General features: G+C 61.0%; 21 protein-coding genes and 4 tRNA genes. 14 read left to right on the plus strand and 11 right to left on the minus strand.

The genetic code is table 11. The features are described 5' to 3' along the window. Positions 1-171 precede the first annotated feature (171 nt). The 5 genes from pgi (at position 172) to PSCI_RS04985 (ending at position 6,586) form a co-directional block, all read left to right on the plus strand. The gene (gene pgi, locus PSCI_RS04965) at positions 172-1,836 is read left to right on the plus strand and encodes a glucose-6-phosphate isomerase (RefSeq protein ID WP_045483564.1); all 1,665 of its coding nucleotides are present in this window, start codon (positions 172-174) and stop codon (positions 1,834-1,836) included. Between the two features lie 256 nt (positions 1,837-2,092). Beyond that, positions 2,093-4,030 carry an acetate--CoA ligase gene (gene acs / locus PSCI_RS04970; protein ID WP_045483567.1) on the plus strand — a complete coding sequence of 646 codons (1,938 nt, stop codon included), beginning with the start codon at positions 2,093-2,095 and terminating at the stop codon, positions 4,028-4,030. 119 nt (positions 4,031-4,149) lie between these two features. Continuing rightward, positions 4,150-5,019 carry an oxygenase MpaB family protein gene (locus tag PSCI_RS04975; RefSeq protein WP_045483570.1) on the plus strand — a complete coding sequence of 290 codons (870 nt, stop codon included), beginning with the start codon at positions 4,150-4,152 and terminating at the stop codon, positions 5,017-5,019. A gap of 93 nt (positions 5,020-5,112) precedes the next feature. After that, entirely contained in the window at positions 5,113-5,952 is an 840-nt protein-coding gene (locus tag PSCI_RS04980; protein WP_045483572.1) for an AraC family transcriptional regulator, read from the plus strand. 40 nt (positions 5,953-5,992) lie between these two features. Further along, complete coding sequence (locus PSCI_RS04985) at positions 5,993-6,586, plus strand: LysE family translocator (protein WP_045483574.1); 594 nt, start codon at positions 5,993-5,995, stop codon at positions 6,584-6,586. Here the strand turns inward: PSCI_RS04985 and PSCI_RS04990 are convergent. From PSCI_RS04990 to PSCI_RS05000, 3 genes are all read right to left on the minus strand, one after another. Further along, the gene (locus tag PSCI_RS04990) at positions 6,583-7,983 is read right to left on the minus strand and encodes an amino acid permease (protein WP_045483576.1); all 1,401 of its coding nucleotides are present in this window, start codon (positions 7,981-7,983) and stop codon (positions 6,583-6,585) included. The genes PSCI_RS04985 and PSCI_RS04990 overlap by 4 nt on opposite strands. A 331-nt stretch (positions 7,984-8,314) precedes the next feature. Continuing rightward, positions 8,315-8,662 carry a cupin domain-containing protein gene (locus PSCI_RS04995; protein WP_045483578.1) on the minus strand — a complete coding sequence of 116 codons (348 nt, stop codon included), beginning with the start codon at positions 8,660-8,662 and terminating at the stop codon, positions 8,315-8,317. A 173-nt stretch (positions 8,663-8,835) separates the two neighbouring features. Further along, positions 8,836-9,276 (minus strand): pilin, encoded by a 441-nt coding sequence (locus tag PSCI_RS05000; protein ID WP_045483582.1) that lies wholly within the window; start codon positions 9,274-9,276, stop codon positions 8,836-8,838. Positions 9,277-9,499: 223 nt separating this feature from the next. Between PSCI_RS05000 and pilB the strand changes: the two genes are divergently transcribed. Genes pilB through yacG form a run of 5 tightly spaced genes read left to right on the plus strand, consistent with a single transcriptional unit; the run spans position 9,500 to position 14,120 of the window. Then, entirely contained in the window at positions 9,500-11,197 is a 1,698-nt protein-coding gene (pilB, locus tag PSCI_RS05005) for a type IV-A pilus assembly ATPase PilB (RefSeq protein WP_045483599.1), read from the plus strand. A 2-nt stretch (positions 11,198-11,199) separates the two neighbouring features. Continuing rightward, positions 11,200-12,420, plus strand: coding sequence for a type II secretion system F family protein (locus PSCI_RS05010; RefSeq protein WP_045483602.1), 1,221 nt, complete (start codon positions 11,200-11,202; stop codon positions 12,418-12,420). A gap of 1 nt (position 12,421) precedes the next feature. Continuing rightward, positions 12,422-13,294 carry a prepilin peptidase gene (locus PSCI_RS05015; protein WP_045483605.1) on the plus strand — a complete coding sequence of 291 codons (873 nt, stop codon included), beginning with the start codon at positions 12,422-12,424 and terminating at the stop codon, positions 13,292-13,294. Next, positions 13,291-13,911: a dephospho-CoA kinase gene (coaE, locus tag PSCI_RS05020; protein ID WP_045483609.1), complete on the plus strand. Its 621-nt coding sequence runs from the start codon at positions 13,291-13,293 to the stop codon at positions 13,909-13,911. The genes PSCI_RS05015 and coaE overlap by 4 nt, the downstream gene beginning before the upstream one ends. Next, positions 13,911-14,120 carry a DNA gyrase inhibitor YacG gene (gene yacG / locus PSCI_RS05025; protein ID WP_045483612.1) on the plus strand — a complete coding sequence of 70 codons (210 nt, stop codon included), beginning with the start codon at positions 13,911-13,913 and terminating at the stop codon, positions 14,118-14,120. The genes coaE and yacG overlap by 1 nt, the downstream gene beginning before the upstream one ends. Positions 14,121-14,238: 118 nt before the next feature. Here the strand turns inward: yacG and PSCI_RS05030 are convergent, their stop codons facing one another. Next, positions 14,239-14,706, minus strand: a complete 468-nt coding sequence (locus PSCI_RS05030) for a hypothetical protein (RefSeq protein WP_045483615.1) — start codon at positions 14,704-14,706, stop codon at positions 14,239-14,241. Positions 14,707-14,806: 100 nt separating this feature from the next. Between PSCI_RS05030 and PSCI_RS05035 the strand changes: the two genes are divergently transcribed. From PSCI_RS05035 to PSCI_RS05050, 4 genes are all read left to right on the plus strand, one after another. Next, positions 14,807-15,436 carry a DUF1780 domain-containing protein gene (locus PSCI_RS05035; protein WP_045483618.1) on the plus strand — a complete coding sequence of 210 codons (630 nt, stop codon included), beginning with the start codon at positions 14,807-14,809 and terminating at the stop codon, positions 15,434-15,436. Beyond that, positions 15,436-15,933 (plus strand): MOSC domain-containing protein, encoded by a 498-nt coding sequence (locus tag PSCI_RS05040; RefSeq protein WP_045493854.1) that lies wholly within the window; start codon positions 15,436-15,438, stop codon positions 15,931-15,933. Before PSCI_RS05035 ends, PSCI_RS05040 begins: the two co-directional genes overlap by 1 nt. A 252-nt stretch (positions 15,934-16,185) precedes the next feature. Beyond that, entirely contained in the window at positions 16,186-17,484 is a 1,299-nt protein-coding gene (locus PSCI_RS05045; protein WP_045483621.1) for an NAD(P)/FAD-dependent oxidoreductase, read from the plus strand. Positions 17,485-17,691: 207 nt separating this feature from the next. Next, the gene (locus PSCI_RS05050) at positions 17,692-18,489 is read left to right on the plus strand and encodes an SDR family NAD(P)-dependent oxidoreductase (RefSeq protein ID WP_045483624.1); all 798 of its coding nucleotides are present in this window, start codon (positions 17,692-17,694) and stop codon (positions 18,487-18,489) included. A 59-nt stretch (positions 18,490-18,548) separates the two neighbouring features. Here the strand turns inward: PSCI_RS05050 and PSCI_RS05055 are convergent. The 7 genes from PSCI_RS05055 to rluD form a co-directional block, all read right to left on the minus strand. Beyond that, positions 18,549-18,625: transfer RNA gene (locus tag PSCI_RS05055), tRNA-Pro, on the minus strand. A 96-nt stretch (positions 18,626-18,721) separates the two neighbouring features. After that, positions 18,722-18,797 (minus strand) — tRNA-Lys (locus PSCI_RS05060). Positions 18,798-18,802: 5 nt separating this feature from the next. After that, positions 18,803-18,879 (minus strand) — tRNA-Pro (locus PSCI_RS05065). Between the two features lie 24 nt (positions 18,880-18,903). Continuing rightward, positions 18,904-18,979 (minus strand) — tRNA-Asn (locus PSCI_RS05070). A gap of 277 nt (positions 18,980-19,256) precedes the next feature. Next, positions 19,257-21,821 (minus strand): ATP-dependent chaperone ClpB, encoded by a 2,565-nt coding sequence (gene clpB / locus PSCI_RS05075; RefSeq protein WP_045483627.1) that lies wholly within the window; start codon positions 21,819-21,821, stop codon positions 19,257-19,259. A gap of 119 nt (positions 21,822-21,940) precedes the next feature. Then, positions 21,941-22,672 carry a peptidoglycan editing factor PgeF gene (pgeF, locus tag PSCI_RS05080; RefSeq protein WP_045483629.1) on the minus strand — a complete coding sequence of 244 codons (732 nt, stop codon included), beginning with the start codon at positions 22,670-22,672 and terminating at the stop codon, positions 21,941-21,943. After that, complete coding sequence (rluD, locus tag PSCI_RS05085) at positions 22,669-23,631, minus strand: 23S rRNA pseudouridine(1911/1915/1917) synthase RluD (RefSeq protein WP_045483632.1); 963 nt, start codon at positions 23,629-23,631, stop codon at positions 22,669-22,671. Before rluD ends, pgeF begins: the two co-directional genes overlap by 4 nt. Positions 23,632-23,637 lie beyond the last annotated feature (6 nt).

Here is a 23,637-nt window from a genome sequence, read left to right on the forward strand (position 1 = left end):
GACAGCAGTGCCATAGCCCTACAGATTGGCGTGGTAATCGATGGCACCCTGGCGTGAAATGCCCGTACATTGAGCGGCGCCCCCAATGTCGAGCCTGCGCTACACAACGGCCGCCGCAGCTGCGGCCCTGACATGTCCACTGGCAGTTCAAGTTAAAGGAAACCCCAAGCGATGGCGTACTACCGCAATCCTTCCGATGTGACCGCTCTGCCCGCCTGGCAGGCATTGAGCCAACACCGCCAGGCAATGCAAGACTTCAGCATGCGCGATGCATTCGCCGCTGACCCGCAGCGTTTCAGCCAGTTCACCCTGAGCAGCAATGGCCTGTTTCTCGACTACTCGAAAAACCTGATCACCACCGAAACCCGCGAGTTGCTGGTCAATCTGGCCAAGGAAGCGGGCCTCAAGGAAGCCATCAAGGCGCAGTACGACGGCGAGCTGGTCAACGCCTCCGAAGGCCGCCCGGCGCTGCACACCGCGCTGCGACGCCCGGTGGGTGACAAGCTGCTGGTCAACGGCACCAACATCATGCCCGAAGTGCACCGGGTGCTGAGCCAGATGACCGAACTGGTCGGCCGGATCCATGACGGCCTGTGGCGCGGCTACACCGAAAAGCCGATCACCGACGTGGTCAACATCGGCATCGGTGGCTCCTACCTGGGTCCGGAGCTGGTCTCCGAATCGCTGCTGGCCTACACCCACAAGGGCGTACGTTGCCATTACCTGGCCAATATCGACGGCAGTGAATTCCACGAGCTGTCGATGAACATCCGTGCCGAAACCACACTGTTCATCGTCTCGTCGAAATCCTTCAGCACCCTGGAAACCCTCAAGAACGCCCAGGCGGCAAGGGCCTGGTATCTGGCTCAGGGCGGCTCGGAAGCCGAACTGCATCGTCACTTCATTGCCGTGTCGAGCAACAACGCGGCGGCGGTGGCATTCGGTATTCGTGAAGAAAACATCTTCCCGATGTGGGACTGGGTCGGTGGCCGCTATTCGCTGTGGTCGGCCATCGGTCTGCCGATTGCGCTGGCCATCGGCATGTCCAACTTCAAGGAGCTGTTGTCGGGCGCCTACACCATGGACCAGCACTTCCAGAGCGCGCCGTTCGAGCAGAACATGCCGGTGCTGCTGGGCCTGCTCGGGGTGTGGTATGGCAATTTCTGGGGCGCACAGAGCCACGCGATCCTGCCGTACGACCATTACCTGCGCAACATCACCAAGCACCTGCAACAGCTGGACATGGAGTCCAACGGCAAGAGCGTGCGTCAGGACGGCAGCCCGGTATCGACCGACACTGGCCCGGTGATCTGGGGCGGTGTGGGCTGTAACGGCCAGCACGCCTACCACCAGTTGCTGCACCAGGGCACCCAGCTGATTCCGGCCGACTTCATCGTGCCGATCGTCAGCTTCAACCCGGTTGCCGACCATCATCAGTGGCTGTACGCCAACTGCCTGTCGCAGAGCCAGGCGCTGATGCTGGGCAAGACCCGCACCGAGGCCGAAGCCGAACTGCGTGAAAAAGGCGTGCCCGAAGAGCAGATTCAGAAGCTGGCGCCGCACAAGGTGATCCCCGGCAACCGGCCGAGCAACACCCTGGTGGTCGAACGCATCAGCCCGCGCCGGCTGGGTGCACTGGTCGCCATGTACGAGCACAAAGTGTTCGTGCAAAGCGTGATCTGGGGCATCAACGCCTTCGACCAATGGGGTGTGGAGCTGGGCAAAGAGCTGGGCAAAGGCGTCTACCAGCGCCTGACCGGCGGTATCGAAGAGCCTGCCGAAGATGCCTCTACCCAGGGTCTGATCAACTACTTCCGCGGCCGTCATCGCGGTTGATCCCCTTGTAGGGACGACCCATGCGGGAACGACCTTGGTCGTGAAAGCGGCGTGATGTTCACAGCAGATAGTGTGAATGTAACGCCCCCTTCACGAGCGAGCTCGTTCCCACTGAGGTAGCAACTCAGATCTGTGAGAACACCCTCTGTGGGAACGAGCTCAGATCGGTAACACCCGCGCTATGCCTACCGGGATTGAACCCTCCTCCCCCTTGCCGCTCCTATTCTTGTAGACACCCAAGAACAAGGAGCATGGCATGTTGCAGCTCAGCGATTTCCCTCAAGCCGATGCCGTACGCCGCGCAGCGCGCCTGAGCCCGGATGACTATCAGCGCCTGTATCGGCAGTCTATCGAGCAGCCGGAACAGTTCTGGGCCGAACAGGCCAAGGCCTTTCTCGACTGGGATGCACCCTGGACCCAGGTCTGTCAGGCCGACCTGCACACCGGCCAGGCGCAGTGGTTCAAGGGCGGCAAACTGAACGTCAGCTACAACTGCATCGACCGCCACCTGGCCAGCCGCGGCGATCAGCCGGCCATAATCTGGGAAGGCGACAACCCCGGCGAGTCCGCCGAAATCACCTACAAGAAGCTCCATCACCATGTGGCACGGCTGGCCAACGTGCTCAAGCAACGTGGCGTGAAAAAAGGCGACCGGGTGTGCATCTACATGCCAATGATCCCCGAAGCCGCCTACGCCATGCTCGCCTGCACGCGCATCGGCGCGGTGCATTCAGTGGTGTTTGGCGGCTTCTCTCCAGAAGCGCTGCGCGACCGGATACTCGATGCCGACTGCCATACCGTGATCACTGCCGATGAGGGCGTGCGCGGCGGCAAGTACATCCCGCTCAAGGCCAACGTCGACAAAGCGCTGCAAAGCTGCCCGGCGGTCACTACCGTACTGGTGGTAGAGCGTACCCAAGGCGAGATCGACTGGGTCGAAGGCCGGGATATCTGGTATCACCTGGCGCTCAAAGGGGTCGATGACCATTGCCCGCCCGAGGCGATGGACGCCGAGGACCCGCTGTTTATCCTCTACACCTCCGGCAGCACCGGTAAACCCAAGGGCGTGTTGCACACCACCGGCGGCTACCTGTTGCACGCGGCGCTGACTCACAAGCTGGTGTTCGACTACCAGGATGGCGAAGTCTACTGGTGCACGGCGGATGTCGGCTGGGTCACCGGCCACAGCTACATCGTCTACGGCCCATTGGCCAACGGCGCGACCACCCTGATCTTTGAAGGCGTGCCTAACTACCCGGACAGTTCGCGCTTCTGGCAGGTGATCGACAAGCATCAGGTGAATATCTTCTACACCGCACCAACCGCGCTGCGCGCCCTGATGCGCGAGGGTTCCGGTCCCTTGCAGAGCACTTCGCGCAGCAGCCTGCGGGTGCTGGGCAGTGTCGGCGAGCCGATCAACCCCGAAGCCTGGGACTGGTACTTCCGCCAGGTCGGCCAGGCGCGCTGCCCCATCGTCGATACCTGGTGGCAGACCGAGACCGGCGGCATCATGCTCAGCCCACTGGTGGGTGAGGCGCGGATCAAACCCGGTTGTGCCAGCCGGCCGTTGTTTGGCGTGCAGCCGGTGTTACTCGATGACAAAGGCCAGCCAATCGAAGGCGCGGGCAGTGGCTTGCTGGCGATCAAGGCCAGTTGGCCAGGGCAGATCCGCAGTGTGTACGGTGACCCGCAGCGGATGATCGACACCTATTTCAAGCCTTACCCCGGCTATTACTTCACGGGTGATGGTGCGCGCCGCGACGAGGACGGTGATTACTGGATTACCGGGCGGGTCGATGATGTGATCAATGTGTCCGGGCACCGGATCGGCACGGCGGAGGTCGAGAGCGCGATTGTGCTGCATGACAGCATTGCCGAGGCGGCCGTGGTCGGTTATCCGCATGAGGTCAAAGGCATGGCGATCTATGCCTTTGTGACCCCGGTCAAGGGCGTGGAACCCTCTGATACGCTGAAGCAGGAGTTGCTGACGCGGGTCAGTGGCGAGATCGGCAGCTTTGCCAAGCCTGAGCTGATCCAGTGGACGCCAGCGTTGCCCAAGACCCGTTCGGGCAAGATCATGCGGCGGATCCTGCGCAAGATTGCCTGTAACGAGCTCGACAGCCTGGGGGATACCTCGACCCTGGCCGATCCGGCGGTGGTGGATGAGCTGATCGACAAGCGGATGAACCGTTGAGAGGGTTTATCCGTTAAATGCGACCCGGCGCTTGAGCATCAAGGCGCTTAGCCTTCATTATTCGCGAGCAAGTTCGCTCGGGGTTATGCTCCGGCCCGTGGATCAGCCTTAGGCGTTATATGGAATTCATTCGCCGTCGTATCGAAACGCAGGTTCTGAGCCTGACCGGCCTGGCGCTCGGTCAGCTCGACCTGGAAAATCCCAAGGGTGACCCTGGCCTGTTCGGCCCGCAGGCGGTGTGCTGGCGGGTCAATGGGGATTTCACCAGTATGCTGATCGGCGGTATCAGCGCGCTGATGCTGCAGACCCTGCATCCACTGGCATTGTCCGGGGTCTGGGATCATTCGAGCTTTCGTCAGGACATGCTCGGTCGCCTGCGCCGCACCGGGCAGTTCATCTCAGGGACCACCTATGGCTCGACGCAGGATGCCCAGTGGCTGATCGACAAGGTACGGCGTATTCACCTGCAGATCACCGGCACTGCACCGGACGGCCGGATTTATGCGGCCAGCGATCCGGCCTTGCTGACCTGGGTGCATGTCGCGGAGGTCAGTTGCTTCATGGCCGCGCACCTGCGTTACCTCAACCCGCAGCTGTCGCCAGCCGAGCAGGACGCCTATTTTGCCGAAACCGCCCTGGTCGCAGAGCAACTGGGTGCCCGCAACGTCCCGCGCTCACGCCAGGCGATTGCCGAGTATCTGGACAATATCCGCAGCGAACTGGTCTGCGACCAGCGCAGTCATGAAGTGATCCGCCTGCTGCTGGCGGAGCCGGCGCCCAATCGGCTGGTCAAACCGTTCGGCGCGCTGATGATGCAGGCCGGTATCGAGCTGTTGCCCAACTGGGCCAGCACCATGCTCAGCCGCCAGCAGAGCGCGCCCAAGCGCGCCCTGATCCGCACCGCCGTGCGCAGCGTGGCGCCGGTATTGCGCTGGGCAGTGCGCAACGGCTCGGTGCACCGGGCGAGGCGGCGCATGGGGGTGCAATAATCTGATCGCGCTGCACAAATCTTCTAGATAGCCAGCGGCGCGGGTGGACGATAATGGCGGCGCGAATGAACCTGCGGGCACCCTTGACCGATCATGCCGACCACTAGCTGGATCACCCTCAAACTGGATGCCGAAACCGGGATCGAGACCATTCGGGCGCACTTTACCGGCCATGCCTACGACCCGCACTGGCACGACTGTTACCTGGTGGGCATTACCGAGCAGGGCGTGCAGCAATTCAACTGCCGCCGCCAGTTGCACAGCAGCACGCCGGGCCAGGCGTTTTTGCTGGAGCCCGGCGAAGTTCATGACGGCAATGCGCCGCTGAGCGGTGGTTTTACCTATTCGACCCTGTACCTGCAACCGCATTGGCTTGAAACCCAGATGCAGGCATTGTTCGGCGACGCCCCGGCCAACAGCCTGCCCGGCTTTCGTCAGACCCTGGCCCACGAGCCGGCGCTGGTGCAGCGCATCGCCCAGGCCTTTGTCGCGCTGCATCACCAGGATCTGCGGATTGTCCGCCACGCGGCGCTGGATGCTTTGCTGGAAACCCTGAGCGCCACCCTGCACTGGCGTCAGGCCGAACCGGGTAGCGCGCGGCTACCACAGGTGGCTATCCGCGCACGCGAATACCTGCACGCCCACGTCGAGCAGGATATCGGCCTGGATGAGCTGGCGCGGGCCAGCGGCGTCGACCGCTTTCGCCTGTCACGGGCGTTCAAGGCGGCTTATGGGCTAGCGCCACATGCCTATCTAGTGCAACTGCGCCTGAGCCTGGCACGCAGGCTGCTGCATCAGGGCTCGACGCCTGCCGATGTCGCCGCCGCGCTGGGCTTTGCCGACCAGAGCCATCTGGGCCGCTGGTTCCGCCGCGCCTACGGCCTGAGCCCGGCCGCCTACCGCAAGCACTGCACAAACCTTCCAGACCGCTGAGCGACAGGTGCGGACAATCGGCAGCTCCAAGGAGCTACCCATGACCCACTATCTGCCCTTCATCGTGTTCGCCTTCGTTGCCTCGATCACACCCGGCCCGACCAATATTCTGGTGCTGAGCAACAGCGCCCTGCATGGCCTGGGCGTCGCGCTGCGCATTGCGTTGGGGGCCAGTGCCGGTGCGGCGCTGATTGTGTTGCTCACCGGGCTGGGCCTGGGCGAGTTTCTCCAGCGCCTGCCCTGGCTGCAACAGCTGATGGGCTGGCTGGGCGTGGCCTGGATCAGCCTGCTGGCCTGGCAACTGTGGCGTGCGCCCGCCAGCGTGCTGACAGCCGATAGCCAGAGCAAAGCCATGGGCGCCTGGGCCGGCGCCGGCCTGCAACTGATCAACCCCAAAACCTGGCTGATGGCCCTGGCGGTGGTCAGCGTGTTTACCGGGACACAGGCAAGCGCTGTCGATTACGGGCTGTATGCCGCGATCTTCTTTGTGATCGCCATTCCCTGCCTGCTGGTCTGGGCGTTGCTGGGGCGCGGGGCGGCTGGTCTGCTGGCAACGGCGCAAGCCATGCAGCGCTTCAATCGCGGCATGGCCTTGCTGTTGTTGGGGTCAGCCTGGGGCGGGATGCTGCTTTAAGCTTTTTCCTGAGCCTCAACACCCTGCCCGGCAGCGTCGTGCTTACCGGCAACGAAGATGCCGATCAGCGAGATGGCCAGCGCCAGGCAGATGGTCGAGGTGATTTCCGCGCGGTGATCCGGGGTGATCATCATCACCACCAGCGCGGCCGAGATAAACAGGATCACCGCATAGGTCAGCCACGGGAACAGCCACATCGGCAAGGCAATCTCGACTTTCTGCCGGGTCAGCGTGCGGCGCATGCGCAGTTGCGAGATAGCGATCACCAGGTACACCAGCAACGCGATGGCGCCGGAACTGGCCAGCAGGAATTCAAACAGCCCGGACGGCGCGAAGTAACTGACGACGGTGATAATGGCACCGAGCACGACACTGGCGTACACCGCCATGCGCGGCACACCGACCTTTGATGTCTTGCGTACTGCAGCCGGTGCTTCGCCGCGCTTGCCCAACGAGTAGAGCATGCGCGAGGAGATATAGATCGACGAGTTCATGCAGCTACCCACCGCGACCAGCACCACCACATCGACCATGAACTTGGCGAACGGGATGTCCATGATCTCCAGCGCCCGCTGGTAAGAGCCCACCACGGTCAGTTGCGGGTCGTTCCATGGCACCACGGAAATGATCACGAACACCGACAGGATGTAGAACACGCCAATGCGCCAGATCACCGAGCGGGTGGCCCTGGCGATGTTGCGTGCGGGGCTGGCGGACTCAGCGGCAGCGATGGTCACCGCTTCAGTACCGATAAAGCTGAACATCACCGTGATGAAGGCCCCGACCACTGCCGACCAGCCGTTGGGGGCAAAGCCGCCATGATTGGCCATCAGGGTGGTCAGGCCGCTGGCCTCGCGGCCCGGCACCCAACCGAACAACACCGCAAAACCGAGGCTGATGAAACCGATGATTGCGGCAACCTTGAACAGCGCGAACCAGAACTCGAACTCGCCGTACTTGGCCACGCTGAACAGGTTGGTCGCGGCCAGCAGCACGATCGACAGCAAGGCGAACAACCAGGCATCGACCTGCGGGAACCACTGATGCAGCACATGGCCGGCGGCCAGCGCTTCGATGGGGATGACCAGCACCCAGAACCACCAGTACAGCCAGCCGATGGTGAAACCGGCCCATGGCCCGATGGCCTGGTCGGCGTAGGTGGAAAACGAACCGGTGTCCGGGTTGGCCACAGCCATTTCGCCGAGCATGCGCATCACCAGCACGACCAGCAAACCGGAACACAGGTAGGAGAGGATGGTGGCCGGGCCGGCGGCGGCGATGGCGTGACCGGAGCCAACGAACAGGCCGGCGCCGATAATGCCGGCAATCGATAACATCGTGACATGACGCGGCTTGAAACCTTGCGCCAGTTGACCACTGGAGTCGGGGCTGATCATGGTGCTTGTTCTTCTCTTTTTTGTGTCGACGGGTACAGGCTGGCTACCCTGGAAACGGCGCACCTTACACGCTGAGGCACATCGGGAGTAACTACAACGCACGCCAATGAAAATGCCCCGCCACCTTACCCTTGGGCTGCATGGGGTCTATTACCCGATTGCGCCCCGACCAAAGCCAATCACGACATGGGTGTCGCAACCACGACAGCGCTGCGCCGGGCGGTCGCAGGCACGCCGTCAGGGGCGTTTTTTGATCAAACGGCAGGCGAAAAAAATGGCCGCGGCACAGGCTGCGACCATCAAAAGAGGAGGTTAAAGCGATAAAGCAGAATCAGGCGAACACGAAATACTTGCGCACGGTTTCAACCACTTCCCAGGTGCCCTTCATGCCAACTTCAACGATGAACTTGTCACCGGCTTTCAGATGAATCGGCTCTTGGCCATCGGGGGTGATGATGCAATAGCCTTCCTGGAAGTCGCAGTATTCCCACTTCACATACTCCACGCGCCACTTACCCGGCGTGCAGATCCAGGTGCCCATGATCTTCGAGCCGTCCTCGGAGGTGTAGGCATTGAGGTTAACGGTATGCGGCTCGCCCTCGATGCGCTCCCATTTGCAGGCATCGACAACGGGCAAGGGAGTGGTGTCGCGCAGGACGGTGATCGGTTTCTGGCTCATCGGAGGACGCCTGGGTGGTTGAGAAAGACACCGCAGGGTACGGGGGTGGGGCGAGGGGTAATTGTCTGGATGAGACGTTGGGTTTGCTGATTGCGCAGCAAATAATCAGAAGAGCCCGCATAAGCGAGCTCTCTATCGATACGAATTCCGGAAACTCAACAGAATTAGTGCGATCAGTTCTTCACGTAGCCCTGGTTTACGCACTCGCCTGTGTAGGACCAAGTGATAGCACCGGCGTTAGCAGCACCAGTGTTAACAGTAGGGGTCAGCGTGCAAGTCTCAGTAGCCGCAATGCCCTTGTAAGCACGTGGCGTAGCCTGGATAGCAGCGGTACCAGATGCAATAGCAATTGTGCCTACAGCGCCAGTGGTTGCCGCAGTCGGCAAGGCGGCGACACCAATTTTACCCGTGGTGTCACACTGAGCAGCATCTTGTGTTTGTGCCAGACATACGCCAATCGCTGATTTCACAGCACCCATTGCAGCAATGACCTCAGTGTAGGCCGCACGCTTTGAATAGTTCTGGTAAGCCGGGATCGCCACGGCCGCCAAGATACCAACGATCGCTACAACGATCATCAGCTCGATCAGGGTAAAACCTTTTTGTGCATTCATCTGCGCATCTCCAGGCGTCAAGGAAAAGGTGCCTGACAGGGTCAAAGCACAGGGCATGCCAAAGTGACAGCCATCACAATTTCGGCGCAAAAACGCCAGTTGAGCGCAGCAAAGCCTTCAACAATCCGCACAAACTGACATTTTTTGTCACTCGGCACATCCTCATTTGGCAGTACCGCCTGACTGCGATATAACCGTCACACTGTCTGTGTCTGGTGGTGTTATGTCTGATGTTGTCCTCAGCGGTCTGGCCAAGCAACTGGTCGCTTCCGAGCTGTTAACCGAAAAAGCCGCCCAGCAGGCCTCCCAGCAGGCGCGCCGCGACAAGGTTTCGCTGATTACCTATCTGGTCCAGCACAAGCTGGTGAAAAGCCTGACACTGGCCGAGATGGCTTCCGAGCAATTCGGTGTGCCATTCATGGACCTGCACAGCCTCGACAAGGACGGCCAGCCCAAAGGACTGGTCAGCGAAAAGCTGGTGCGCCAGCATCACGCCCTGCCGCTCTGGCGGCGCGGCAACAAGCTGTTCATTGGCGTGTCGGACCCGACCAACCATCAAGCTGTTACCGATATCCAGTTCAGCACCGGCCTGAATACCGAAGCCATTCTGGTTGAAGACGATAAGCTCAGCGATGCCATCGAGCGCCTGTTCGATACCGGTGGGGGCCTTGCAGAAATTGGCGACATTGATCTAAACGTCGATCTGGAGCCTACCGATAATCTCAAAGAAACATCGCTCAGCGCCCAAAGCGATGCCGACGACGCGCCGGTGGTGCGCTTCGTCAACAAGATGCTGCTCGATGCCATTCGCCTGGGCTCTTCGGACCTGCACTTCGAGCCCTATGAAAAGAGCTACCGGGTACGCTTTCGCACCGATGGCATCCTGCATGAAGCCGCCAAACCGCCGATTCAGTTGGCCGGGCGGATTGCCGCACGCCTGAAGGTGATGGCCAGCCTGGATATTTCCGAGCGGCGCAAGCCGCAGGACGGGCGGGTCAAGTTGCGCATTTCCAATAACAAGGCCATCGATTTCCGGATGAACACCCTGCCCACTCTGTGGGGCGAAAAGATCGTGATGCGGATTCTCGACTCTGCCAGTGCGAAGATGGGTATCGACGCCCTGGGCTACGAACCGGATCAGAAAGCCCTGTACCTGGAAGCGCTCAAGCAACCGCAAGGCATGATTCTGGTCACCGGCCCGACCGGCTCGGGCAAGACCGTGTCGCTGTACACCGGCCTGAATATTCTCAATACCGTGGGCATCAATATTTCCACCGCCGAAGACCCGGTGGAGATCAACCTCGAAGGCATCAACCAGGTCAACGTCAACCCGCGCCAGGGCATGGACTTCGCCCAGGCCCTGCGAGCGTTTTTGCGTCAGGACCCGGACGTGATCATGGTCGGCGAGATCCGCGACCTGGAAACCGCCGAAATCGCTATCAAGGCCTCGCAGACCGGCCATATGGTGCTCTCGACCCTGCACACCAACAGCGCGGCAGAAACCCTTACGCGCCTGCACCATATGGGCGTGGCTTCGTTCAACATTGCCACCGCGATCAACCTGATCATTGCCCAGCGGCTGGCCCGCAAGCTGTGCAAGCATTGCCGCAAAGAGATCGAAGTGCCGCACGACACCCTGCTTAAAGAAGGCTTCAGCGAGGCGCAGATCGGCACCTTTACCCTGTACGCGCCGGTCGGTTGCGAGCAGTGCAATGGCGGCTATAAGGGCCGGGTGGGGATCTACGAGGTGGTGAAGAAAACCCCGGAACTGGAACGGATCATCATGGAAGAAGGCAATGCCCTGCAAATCGCCGCGCAGATGCGCAAGGACGGCTTCAATGACCTGCGCACCTCTGGTCTGGTGAAAGTGATGCAGGGCGTTACCAGCCTGGAAGAAGTCAACCGGGTGACCAAGGACTAAGCATGGCCAAGAAGGCAGTCAAACTCAGTACCTTCAATTGGGAAGGCCTGGACCGCAAAGGCGCCAAGGTGCGTGGCGAGATGGACGGTCACAACCCGGCACTGATCAAGGCCCAGTTGCGCAAGCAGGGCATCAACCCGACCAAGGTGCGCAAAAAATCCACCTCGATCTTTGGCAGCCGGGGCAAAAAGATCAAACCGCTGGATATCGCCTTCTTCTCACGGCAGATGGCGACCATGATGAAAGCCGGCGTGCCGCTGCTGCAGTCGTTCGACATCATTGCCGAAGGCTCGGAAAAACCGGCCATGCGCGTGCTGGTCGAGTCGCTGAAGCAGGACGTGGCAGCCGGTAACAGCTTTGCCACCGCACTGCGCCAGAAGCCGCAGTATTTCGACGAGCTGTATTGCAACCTGGTGGACGCCGGCGAACAGGCCGGTGCCCTTGAAGCGTTGCTGGACCGGGTCGCCACCTACAAGGAAAAAACCGAAGCGCTCAAGGCCAAGATCAAGAAAGCCATGACCTATCCGGCAGCGGTGATGATAGTGGCGGCCATCGTCTCGTCGATTCTGTTGATCAAGGTCGTGCCGCAATTCAAGTCGGTGTTCGAAGGCTTCGGTGCCGAGCTACCGGCCTTTACCCTGATGGTGATTGGCCTTTCCGAAGTATTTGAACAATGGTGGTACATCATCCTCGGCGGGCTGATCGGCGGGATTTTTCTGTTCCTGCGCAGCTACAACAACTCGCAGAAATTCCGCGATACGGTTGACCGTTTTCTGCTCAAGCTACCGCTGGTAGGCCCGCTGATCTACAAGTCCTCCGTGGCGCGCTATGCCCGCACCCTGGCCACGACCTTTGCCGCCGGCGTGCCGCTGGTCGAAGCGCTGGACTCGGTGGCCGGTGCGACCGGCAACGTGGTGTTCAAGAATGCGGTATACAAGGTCAAGCAGGACGTGGCGACCGGTATGCAACTGAACTTCTCGATGCGCTCGACCAATGTATTTCCCAGCCTGGCGATCCAGATGACCGCCATCGGCGAAGAATCTGGCGCACTGGACAGCATGCTCGACAAGGTCGCGACCTACTACGAAGACGAAGTGGACAATATGGTCAATAACCTCACCACCCTGATGGAGCCGATGATCATGGCGGTACTGGGGGTGATTGTCGGCGGCCTGGTGATCGCCATGTACCTGCCGATCTTCAAACTGGGGGCGGCGGTCTGACATGTCACTGGCCGAATTTCTGGCCGCCTCCCCGGCGGCCTTTATCGTTTGCACCCTGCTGCTCGGCCTGCTGGTCGGCAGCTTCCTGAATGTGGTGATCCACCGCCTGCCGAAGATGATGCTGCGCGACTGGCAGACTCAGGCCCGTGAAGTGCTTGAGCTGCCCGCAGAACCGGCCCCGGCGCGCTACAACCTGATCCTGCCGCATTCCGCTTGCCCGCATTGTGAACACCGTGTCCGCCCCTGGGAAAACGTGCCGGTCATCAGTTGGTTGCTGCTCAAGGGCCGCTGTTCCAGTTGCCGGGCGCCGATCAGTAAACGCTACCCGTTGGTCGAGCTGGCGTGCGGGGTATTATCGGCCGGCGTCGCCTGGCACTTCGGCTTCGGCTGGCAATGCGCAGCAATGCTGGTGCTGGGCTGGGGTCTGTTGGCCATGAGCCTGATCGATGCCGATCACCAGTTGCTCCCCGACAGCCTGGTGCTGCCGCTGTTGTGGCTGGGCCTGATCGTCAACAGCTTCGGCCTGTTCACGACCCTCGGCGATGCGCTGTGGGGGGCGGTGGCCGGTTACCTGTCGTTGTGGACGGTGTTCTGGCTATTCAAGCTGCTGACCGGCAAGGAAGGCATGGGTTATGGCGACTTCAAGCTATTGGCCATGCTCGGCGCCTGGGGCGGCTGGCAGATCCTGCCGCTGACCATTTTGCTGTCGTCACTGGTCGGCGCGCTGCTGGGCATGATTTTGCTGCGTCTGCGCCGCCATCAGGCGGGCACGCCAATGCCTTTTGGTCCTTATCTGGCCATCGCGGGGTGGATCGCTTTGCTATGGGGTGGTCAAATAACCGACTCCTATCTGCAATTTGCCGGTTTTAAATGACCCACCCTGTTAACACCCCCTGGATTCTCGGCCTGACCGGCGGTATCGGCAGCGGCAAGAGCGCTGCGGCGCAGTGCTTTATCGACCTGGGTATCCATACCGTCGACGCTGACCACGCCGCCCGCTGGGTGGTCGAACCCGGCCGCCCGGCGCTGGCAAAAATCGTCGAACACTTCGGCCCGCAGGTGCTGCAAGCCAGTGGCGAGCTGGACCGGACTGCATTGCGCCGTTTGATATTCAGCGACCCCGAACAACGCCGTTGGCTCGAAGCACTGCTGCACCCGTTGGTGCGCGAAGAGATCGCCAGCTACCTGAGCCGCGCCGAATCGCCCTATGCCATTCTGGTGTCGCCGCTGCTGATCGAGTCCGGGCAATACCAGACCACCCAGCGCGTGCTGGTGATCGATGCGCCCGTCGAGCTGCAGATCGCCCGAACCATGCAGCGTGATGCCAGCAGCGCCGAACAGGTGCAGGCCATTGTCAAGGTTCAGGCCCAGCGCGAGGAGCGCTTGCGCCATGCTGACGATGTACTGGTCAACGACCGCGACCCGGCCTGGCTGAAAAGCGAGGTCGAGCGCCTGCATCACTTTTATCTGACCCTGACAGGAGGCCACTGATGAGCCAACCCATGACCGTACAGTGCCCCACCTGCGGCGCCCCCGTTGAATGGAGCGCCGCCAGCCCGACCCGGCCATTTTGTTCGGAGCGCTGCAAGCTGATCGATCTGGGCGCCTGGGCGGCTGAAGAGCACGCCATCCCGGTGGCACCGGATGCCGAAGACGAGCTTTTTTCCGCTGACCTGGAAAGGCCGTTTCGCGAACATTGATGGTCAGGAGCCTGTAGGCTCTGGCACAGCACTATCGCGCTGCACACCCCGTAGGAGCGGCTTCAGCCGCGAAGCTTTAGCGGCGAAGCCTTCGCCGCTAAAGCGGCTCCTACAGGCATCAATGTATGGGCTGTTCCAGTGCCTTGCGCAGCGCCTGGGCATCACTGAACTGCTGCTGGCTGAGCAGCTTGCCGTCACGCAATTGCAGCCACAGGACTTTATCCTCGTCACCGGCATAGCGCGGCGCGATCTGTGATTCACGGTCCAGCATCACCCGGTACGAATAGTCGCGCATCTTCGGAATGGCGAACATTTTGGCGATGATGGCCGGCATTTTCTGAATGTCAGCGACAAACACCGTGTTACGCGCCTCCAGATAGCCCTTGGGCTTGCCCTCCAGCGCCGCATTGACCAGTTTGGCGGCGTCCATGCTGCGCGCTACCAGCAGGGTCTGGGCCTGGTCGGTCAAGGTGTAGGGCTGATCGTACTGGTCAAGCAGTGTCCAGGGTTGCAGACGCTCGCCAACTTCGACGGCCTGAGCGGCCATAGGCAGCAGGGCCAGCAGCAGGATGGGCAGAATTTTCAAGGCGTTGTCCTCAAGGCAATGGATGACGGCGATTGTGCGCCTGTCTGGCGCATGGCAGGCTACAGGCATATTCACTTTCAGTCACCGCGACGCGACGGCTATGGATGATTCAGATTACCTGCGCCTGCTGACCAGCCAGGCCGAACAAGCCAATGCGTTTCTGTCCAACGCACGCAAATGGGAGCGTGAGCGCTGGGTCTGCCAGCGCCTGCTGCAAGGCCTGAATATCCCCTATCGCCACGAAGACTTTCTGCCAGCCGAACAGGAGCCGCCGGATGTGCTGTTCTTCGATGCGCGCTTTGAGGTGTTTTTCGTGCTCGACGAAGGCCGGCGTCTGAACGATGAATGGCGCGAAGAACTGCAACGTCGCCGCAGTGCTTTCTCGCTCAGCCAGCTGGTGCGCCGCGAGACCAAGCCCAAACGGGTGCCGGCCCCTGCCCTGCTGCGCCGGCTGGCCCCGACCCTGCTCAAAAAGGCCAGCAACTACCAGGAACGCGGTCTGGACCTGGGCGCGCTGGACATCATTGCCTTTGCCAGCCTCAAGCGCGAAGCGCTGGACCTCAATAGCCACTTTCCGCCGCCCACCGAATACCTGCGCCAGGGCTGGCGTTCGCTGTCGCTGGTCGGCCCCAATTTTGCCAGGGTGCTGTTCGCGCACCCTGGCGCACCGGACTTTCTGCGTACCAACCTGGGCCGCACGGTGGTTTTCGACGTAGGAATCAGCCTGTGATCAGCCCATTGCAGCAATTATTGGCCGAGGTGCCGCAAACCGGCCAGGTCCGCTGGATCGGGGTACGCCCGCAGGCCCGTGGTGCCATGCTGGAACTGGACGCTGTCGAAGCACGTCGTGAGGCTGGCCTGACCGGCGATCACGCGCGCCCCGGCCCGCGCAATGCCCGCCAGGTGACGCTGATTCAGTGGGAACATCTGGCCGTCATCAGCGCCCTGCTGGGACGCCCTGCGGACCAACCCATCCTGCCCCAGGACCTGCGCCGCAACCTGGTGATCAGCGGCATCAACCTGTTCAGCCTCAAAGGCCGTCGCTTTCGGGTGGGCCAGGCGATTCTGGAAACCACCGGCTGGTGCCAGCCATGCGCACGGCTGGAGCAAAATCTGGGCGTTGGCACCTTTCAGGCAGTGCGCGGGCATGGCGGAATCACTGCGCGAGTGATACAAAGCGGAATCATTCGCTTATGCGACGATCTGCAGGTTGAGCCATTGAGCTGATCCGCCCTGTGGCCTATCGAGCCGAGGCGTCGTCCATGAACCACTTGTTATCCGAGCAGTCTCAATTGTCCAGTGTGTCAGCACAGCCTCCGTATCCGGTAGAGCGCCAGCCTCGCAAGGCTTCGGCAGCTCCCGTGCGGCCATCTGTGGCTTGCCGCCTGACTGCTCTGGATATTCGATCCGCCGCTCTGAGCCGCGCTGCGCTCGCGAAGATCGTTATCACCGATTTCCTTAACCTTCCGAGTAATCCCTATGACTCATCGTATTGTTATCGTCGGCGGCGGCGCCGGCGGTCTCGAACTGGCTACCCGCCTGGGTAAAACCCTGGGCAAAAAAGGCACCGCCAGCGTGACCCTGGTAGACGCCAACCTGACCCACATCTGGAAACCGCTGCTGCATGAAGTGGCGGCCGGCTCGTTGAACTCCTACGAGGACGAGCTGAACTACGTGGCTCAGGCCAAGTGGAGCCACTTTCAGTTCCAGCTCGGGCGCATGAGCGGCCTGGACCGCGCCAACCGCAAAATCCACCTGGCGGCCACGCAGGATGAGCACGGTGAGGTGCTGGTGCCCGCACGTAGCCTGGACTACGACACTCTGGTGTTGGCGGTGGGCAGCACCACCAATGATTTCGGCACCCTGGGGGCAGCCGAGCATTGCCTGTTCCTCGACACCCGCAAGCAGGCCGAGCGCTTTCACCAGCAATTGCTCAACCTCTATTTGCGCGCCCACGCCGGCCAGGCAGACAGCGCCCAGGAGATTAGCGTGGCCATCGTCGGCGCTGGCGCCACGGGGGTAGAGCTGGCTGCCGAGCTGCATAACGCCGCCCATGAACTGGCTGCCTACGGCCTGGGCCAGATCAAACCGGAAAACCTGCGCATTACTGTGATCGAGGCAGGCCCACGCGTACTGCCGGCCCTGCCCGAACGTATCGGCGGCCCGGTACACCAGACCCTGGAAAAACTCGGGGTTACCGTGCTGACCAACTCGGCAGTCAGTGAAGTGACTGCCGATAGCCTGGTGACCAGTAGCGGCCAGGTGATTCCGGCAACGCTCAAGGTCTGGGCGGCGGGCATTCGCGCACCGGGCTTTTTGCAGGACATCGACGGCCTGGAAACCAACCGTATCAATCAACTGCAAGTGCTGGCGACCCTGCAGACCACCCGCGACGAAAACATCTTCGCCTTCGGCGACTGCGCAGCCTGCCCGCAAAAAGGCACTGATCGCAACGTCCCGCCACGCGCCCAGGCCGCCCATCAGCAAGCCTCACTGCTGGTCAAATCGCTGCGCTTGCGCATTGAGGGCAAGGCGTTGCCGGAGTACAGCTACAAGGACTACGGCTCGCTGATCTCGCTGTCGCGCTTCTCGGCGGTAGGCAACCTGATGGGCAACCTGACCGGCAGCGTCATGCTTGAAGGCTGGCTGGCGCGGATGTTCTACATCTCGCTGTACCGCATGCACCAGATGGCCCTGTATGGCACCTTCCGCACCTTGATGCTGATGCTCGGCAGCCGGATCGGCAAAGGCACCGAGCCACGAATGAAACTGCATTGATGCCTTCGCAACCCTAGCCACCGGGAACAACTGTAGGACCGGCCGGGCGGCGACCGGCTTTAGCCGGGAAGCCTTAGCAGCGCCGCCCGGCCGCTGCTACCGGCTGGGCAACAGCCCAGCCGCAATTTTCTTGAATCAACGCCTTGAGCCATCTGTCACATCTGTTGAAGCCCGGATAACCGGTATGTTCATCAAGTGAGGTGTTGCATGGATTTGGCTATCAAGGGGCGGGTCGCACTGATCAGCGGCGCCAGCGGTGGGATCGGGCTGGCCACGGCCCGGTTGTTGGGCGAGGAAGGCGTTCATCTGGTGCTCACCGACAAAGACACAGACGAGTTGCACAAAGCCTGTGCCGGCCTGCCAGGTGAACCGTTGCTGTGGGCCGCCGATATGACCAACCAGAAGCAGGTCGATCAGCTGGTGCAACACGCCGTCGACCGGTTTGGCCAGGTGGATATCGTGGTCCATACCGCAGGGGTTACCGGCGCTAAAGGCGATCCGCTGGAGCTGTCTGATGACGATTACCTGGAAGCCTGGGAAACCGATTTTTTCTCGGCGGTGCGGGTCGCCCGCGCCACCATCCCGGCCATGCGCAGCCGCAACTGGGGGCGTTTTGTCTGCATCACGTCCGAGAACGCCGTGCAGCCCTATTGGGAAGAGGCGGTCTATAACACGGCCAAGGCGGCACTGGCAGCGTTCATGAAGAATCTTTCGTACCAGGAAGCCAAGGACGGCGTGCTGTGCAACACCGTAGCACCGGCCTTTATCGAAACCGGCATGACCGACGGCATGATGGAAAAACGCGCTGAAGAACTCGGCGTGTCGTTTGAAGAAGCGGTGGAGAGTTTTCTGGAAGAGGAACGGCCAGGCATCGTACAGAAACGCCGGGGCCAGCCTCAAGAAGTGGCTGCAGCCATCGCCTGGCTGGTGTCGGACCGGGCCAGCTTTGTGAACGGCAGCAATCTGCGGGTCGATGGCGGATCAGTACAAGCGGTGCAGAATTGACCGAAGATTTTTAACCTGAAATAAAAAAGGCGTCCTTTGCAGGACGCCTTTTTCAAATATGGTCGGGGTGAGGGGATTCGAACTCCTGACATCCTGCTCCCAAAGCAGGCGCGCTACCGGGCTGCGCTACACCCCGAGGTGACACAGAAAAACGCCCGTTAGGACGTTTTTCGAGGATGATGCAACTGGCATCATCTCCCTAAGATTTGACCCAGTGTAGCAAGGTCAAAAATGGTGGGTCGTGTAGGATTCGAACCTACGACCAATTGGTTAAAAGCCAACTGCTCTACCAACTGAGCTAACGACCCAAATATGGTCGGGGTAAGGGGATTCGAACTCCTGACATCCTGCTCCCAAAGCAGGCGCGCTACCGGACTGCGCTATACCCCGACATGTATAACTTGTATTTGAATCTGGCTCCACGACCTGGACTCGAACCAGGGACCCAGTGATTAACAGTCACTTGCTCTACCAACTGAGCTATCGCGGATCGTATTCAGATTCAGCTACGGCGTTGATTCTAAACAAGTTTTTGTTTCGAATCAACCTCTTTGATTTGATTGTTTCGCGTTTTGCGCTACGTTCGCGTCTCTGAGGCGCGCCATTCTACAAGAATAAAAGACCCTGTCAACACCCTAAATTGCTTTTACTACAATGATTTGCAGTTTTTTTGCGAAGTTGTTGTTCGGGCTCGAAAAAACACTGGTTTGCCGCCAAAAAAGCAGGGCTCCGTTAATGGAGCCCTGCTTTACAACCCCATAGCGACATCAGGCAAAAACGATTTCGTCGCCTTCCAGCGTGGCATTGATCACCTCGCCCGGCACGAAACGCCCGGACAGAATCAATTGCGCCAACGGGTTTTCGATCCAGCGCTGAATCGCCCGCTTGAGCGGCCGTGCGCCGTACACCGGGTCGTACCCTACCGCAATCAGCTTGTCCAATGCCTCGGGGCTGAGGGTCAGGCTCAGCTCGCGTTCAGCCAGGCGGCTGAGCAGGCGGCTCAATTGAATCTGGGTAATGCCTGCGATCTGCTCACGACCCAGCGGTTCGAAGATCACCACTTCGTCGATCCGGTTGATGAACTCGGGCCGGAAATGGGCGCCCACCGCATCCATCACCGCTGCACGCTGCGCCTCGCGGTCACCGGACAACTCCTGGATCTGCGCCGAGCCCAGGTTGGAGGTCATGACGATCACCGTATTACGGAAATCCACGGTACGCCCGTGGCTATCGGTCAGGCGGCCATCTTCCAGCACCTGCAACAGAATGTTGAATACATCGGTGTGGGCCTTCTCTACCTCATCAAGCAGGATCACCGAGTACGGTTTGCGCCGCACGGCCTCGGTCAGGTAGCCGCCCTCTTCGTAACCGACGTAGCCTGGCGGCGCGCCGATCAGGCGAGCCACGGAGTGTTTCTCCATGAACTCGGACATATCGATCCGCACCATGGCCTCATCGGTGTCGAACAGGAACTCGGCCAGCGCCTTGCACAGCTCGGTTTTGCCGACCCCGGTCGGGCCGAGGAACATGAACGAGCCGCTGGGGCGGTTCGGGTCGGACAAGCCGGCCCGCGAGCGCCGCACCGCGTTGGCGACCGCCACCACGGCTTCGTTCTGGCCAATCACCCGCTCGTGCAGCAGGCTTTCCATCTTCAGCAGTTTTTCACGTTCGCCTTCGAGCATCTTGGCCACCGGAATACCGGTCCACTTGGACACCACTTCGGCAATTTCTTCTTCGGTCACCCGGCTGCGCAGCAACTGGTTCTCGGGTTTGCCATGCTGGTCGACCATCTGCAGGCTGCGCTCCAGGTCCGGGATGATCCCATACTGCAATTCAGCCATGCGATTGAGGTCACCACGGCGCCGCGCCGCTTCCAGCTCCTGGCGCGACTGTTCGATCTTCTGCTGGATTTGCGCAGAGCCTGTGACTTCAGCTTTTTCCGACGTCCAGACTTCTTCCAGGTCGGAATACTCCCGCTCCAGCCGCTCAATCTCGATCTGCAGTTTTTCCAGACGCTTGAGGGTCGCTTCGTCGTTCTCTTTCTTCAACGCCTGCGCTTCAACCTTGAGCTGAATCAGGCGACGTTCCAGCCGGTCGAGCACTTCGGGCTTGGAGTCGATTTCCATGCGAATCCGGCTGGCCGCTTCGTCGATCAGGTCGATGGCTTTGTCGGGCAACTGCCGGTCAGTGATGTAGCGATGGCTCAACTTGGCGGCAGCGATGATCGCACCGTCGGTGATTGCCACCTTATGGTGAACCTCATAGCGCTCTTTCAAGCCACGCAGGATGGCGATGGTGTCTTCTTCACTCGGCTCGTCCACCAGCACTTTCTGGAAACGCCGCTCAAGCGCCGCGTCCTTCTCTATATATTGCCGGTACTCATTGAGCGTCGTGGCACCCACGCAATGCAGCTCGCCGCGCGCCAGGGCCGGCTTGAGCATATTGCCAGCGTCCATTGCGCCCTCGCCTTTGCCGGCGCCGACCATGGTGTGCAGCTCATCGATAAACAGGATGATCTGGCCTTCCTGCTTGGCCAGCTCGTTGAGCAACGACTTGAGGCGTTCCTCGAACTCGCCACGGAACTTGGCACCGGCAATCAACGCGCCCATGTCCAGCGACAACAGCCGCTTGCTCTTCAGGCCATCGGGCACTTCACCGTTGATGATGCGCTGGGCCAGGCCCTCGGCAATCGCGGTCTTGCCCACCCCGGGCTCGCCGATCAGCACCGGGTTGTTCTTGGTCCGGCGTTGCAGCACCTGGATGGTCCGGCGAATCTCGTCGTCACGGCCAATCACCGGGTCGAGCTTGCCCTCTTCGGCACGCTTGGTCAGGTCGATGGTGTACTTGTCCAGTGCCTGACGCGACTCCTCGACGTTGGGGTCATTGATCGCGTTGCCGCCGCGCAGGTTGTTCACTGCGTTTTCCAGGGCTTTCTTGCTGACGCCCTGGCCAAGCAGCAGCTTGCCGATCTTGGTGTTTTCATCCAGCGCCGCAAGCAGCACCAGCTCGCTGGAAATGAACTGATCACCCTTCTGCTGGGCCAGCCGGTCGGCCTGATTGAGCAGGCGCGCCAGATCCTGAGACAGGTTCACGTCGCCGGTGGGGTTCTGGATTTTCGGCAAGGTGTCGAGCTCTTTGCCCAACTCCTTGCGCAGGCTGTTGATATCAAAACCGACCTGCATCAGCAGTGGTTTGATCGAGCCGCCTTGCTGTTCCAGCAGAGCATGCAGCAGATGCACAGGCTCGATGGCCGGATGATCGAAACCGACCGCCAACGACTGGGCATCGGATAACGCTAACTGAAGCTTGCTGGTCAATCTGTCGATACGCATTAGTCACCTTCCTTCTGAGCAGGCCGGAGTAATGGACACACCTGTAAAGAAAACCTGCCGGATTACCCGTTAGATGCGGACGATTCTGCAGGTTTCAAGGTAGTACAGATTGATGCGGGTCAGTCTTGGGACAGCCAGACCAGAGAGGCAAAACGACCGGTGCGGGCGCCACGGCGGTAGGAGAAGAAACGCTCATCGGTAAAGGTGTCGAGCCCACCGCCATACACCTGGGTGATTCCGTAAGCCGCCAGACGCAAACGCGCCAGGGCATAGATATCGGCCATGAAGCGGCCATCGTTGACGCTGGGTATGAAGGCAGCAGCGGTTTGCCGATGGCTGGCGACAAATGCCTCACGCACCTCGCCGCCCACCTCAAACGACGGCTGACCGATGGCCGGGCCCAGCCAGACCAGAATCTCGTCAGGTGCCGTCTGCAAGCTGTCGGCAGTGGCTTCCAGTACACCGGCCGCCAGCCCGCGCCAGCCGGCATGGGCTGCCGCTACGCGGGTGCCGGCACGGTTGCAGAACAACGCGGGCAGGCAATCGGCAGTCATGATGGTACAGGCCACACCGGGTGTGGCCGTCCAGCTGGCGTCTGCCTCATCGACCCGCAACGGATCAGCATGGGCGACGGCAACGCCGTGAACCTGTTGCAGCCAGGCGGGCTCGACGCCCAACGCTGTGGTCAGGCGCAGACGATTGGTGGCCACTGCCTGTGGCTCGTCTTGCACATGATCACCGAGGTTGAAGCTGTCGAATGGCGCCTGACTGACGCCGCCGGCCCGTGTGGTCACACAGGCTCGCACATTGGCGGGCGCGGGCCAGTCAGGCAGCAGCCAGTCGTTGCTCACCCGATGAACGCCTCGCGGTCCTGCTTGAGCAGCGACAGCATCCACACCAGGTCTTCGGGCAACGGCGACTCCCAACGCATGCGTACGCCGGTGGTCGGGTGATCCAGCTCCAGGAACCGCGCATGCAGCGCCTGGCGCGGGAAAGTCTTGAGCGACTCGACCAGGGTTACGCTGGCCGCTGGCGGAATACGGAAACGACCGCCGTAGACCGGGTCACCGATCAGCGGGAAGCCGACGTGAGCCATGTGCACGCGGATCTGGTGGGTACGGCCGGTTTCCAGCTTGACCCGCACATGGGTGTGCGAGCGGAAGCGCTCCAGCACCCGGTAATGGCTGACCGCAGGCTTGCCGTTGTCCATCACCGCCATCCGCTGGCGCTGCTGGCCGTGACGACCGATGGCGGCGTCGATCTTGCCGCCTGCGGTCACCACACCCAGCACGATGCATTCATAGATACGGCTGACCGTGCGGCTCTGCAACTGGTTGACCAGTTGGGTCTGGGCCTGCAGGGTCTTGGCCACCACCATCAGACCGGTGGTGTCCTTGTCGAGGCGATGGACAATACCGGCGCGCGGCACGTTGACGATGTCCGGCACATGGTGCAACAGGGCGTTGAGCAAGGTGCCGTCGGCGTGCCCGGCGGCCGGATGAACCACCAGCCCGGCAGGCTTGTTGATGACCAGGATCTGGTCGTCTTCGTAGACGATATCCAGTTCGATATCCTGGGCCACCCACTCGCCCTGGGCTTCCTGCTCGGCAGTAAGGTGCAAAACGGAGCCGCCGTGGACGATGTCGCGCGGACGCAAGACGGCACCATCCACCGTCAGGCGGCCGTCCTTGATCCAGGTGACAAGGCGTGAACGCGAGTATTCGGCGAACAATTGGGCGGCGACCTGATCGAGGCGTTGACCGCCGGATTCTGACGGTACCTCTGCGCTGAGTTCTATATTTTCGGACATGGCCAG

This window comes from Pseudomonas sp. StFLB209 (genome assembly GCF_000829415.1).
Taxonomy (GTDB): Bacteria; Pseudomonadota; Gammaproteobacteria; order Pseudomonadales; family Pseudomonadaceae; genus Aquipseudomonas.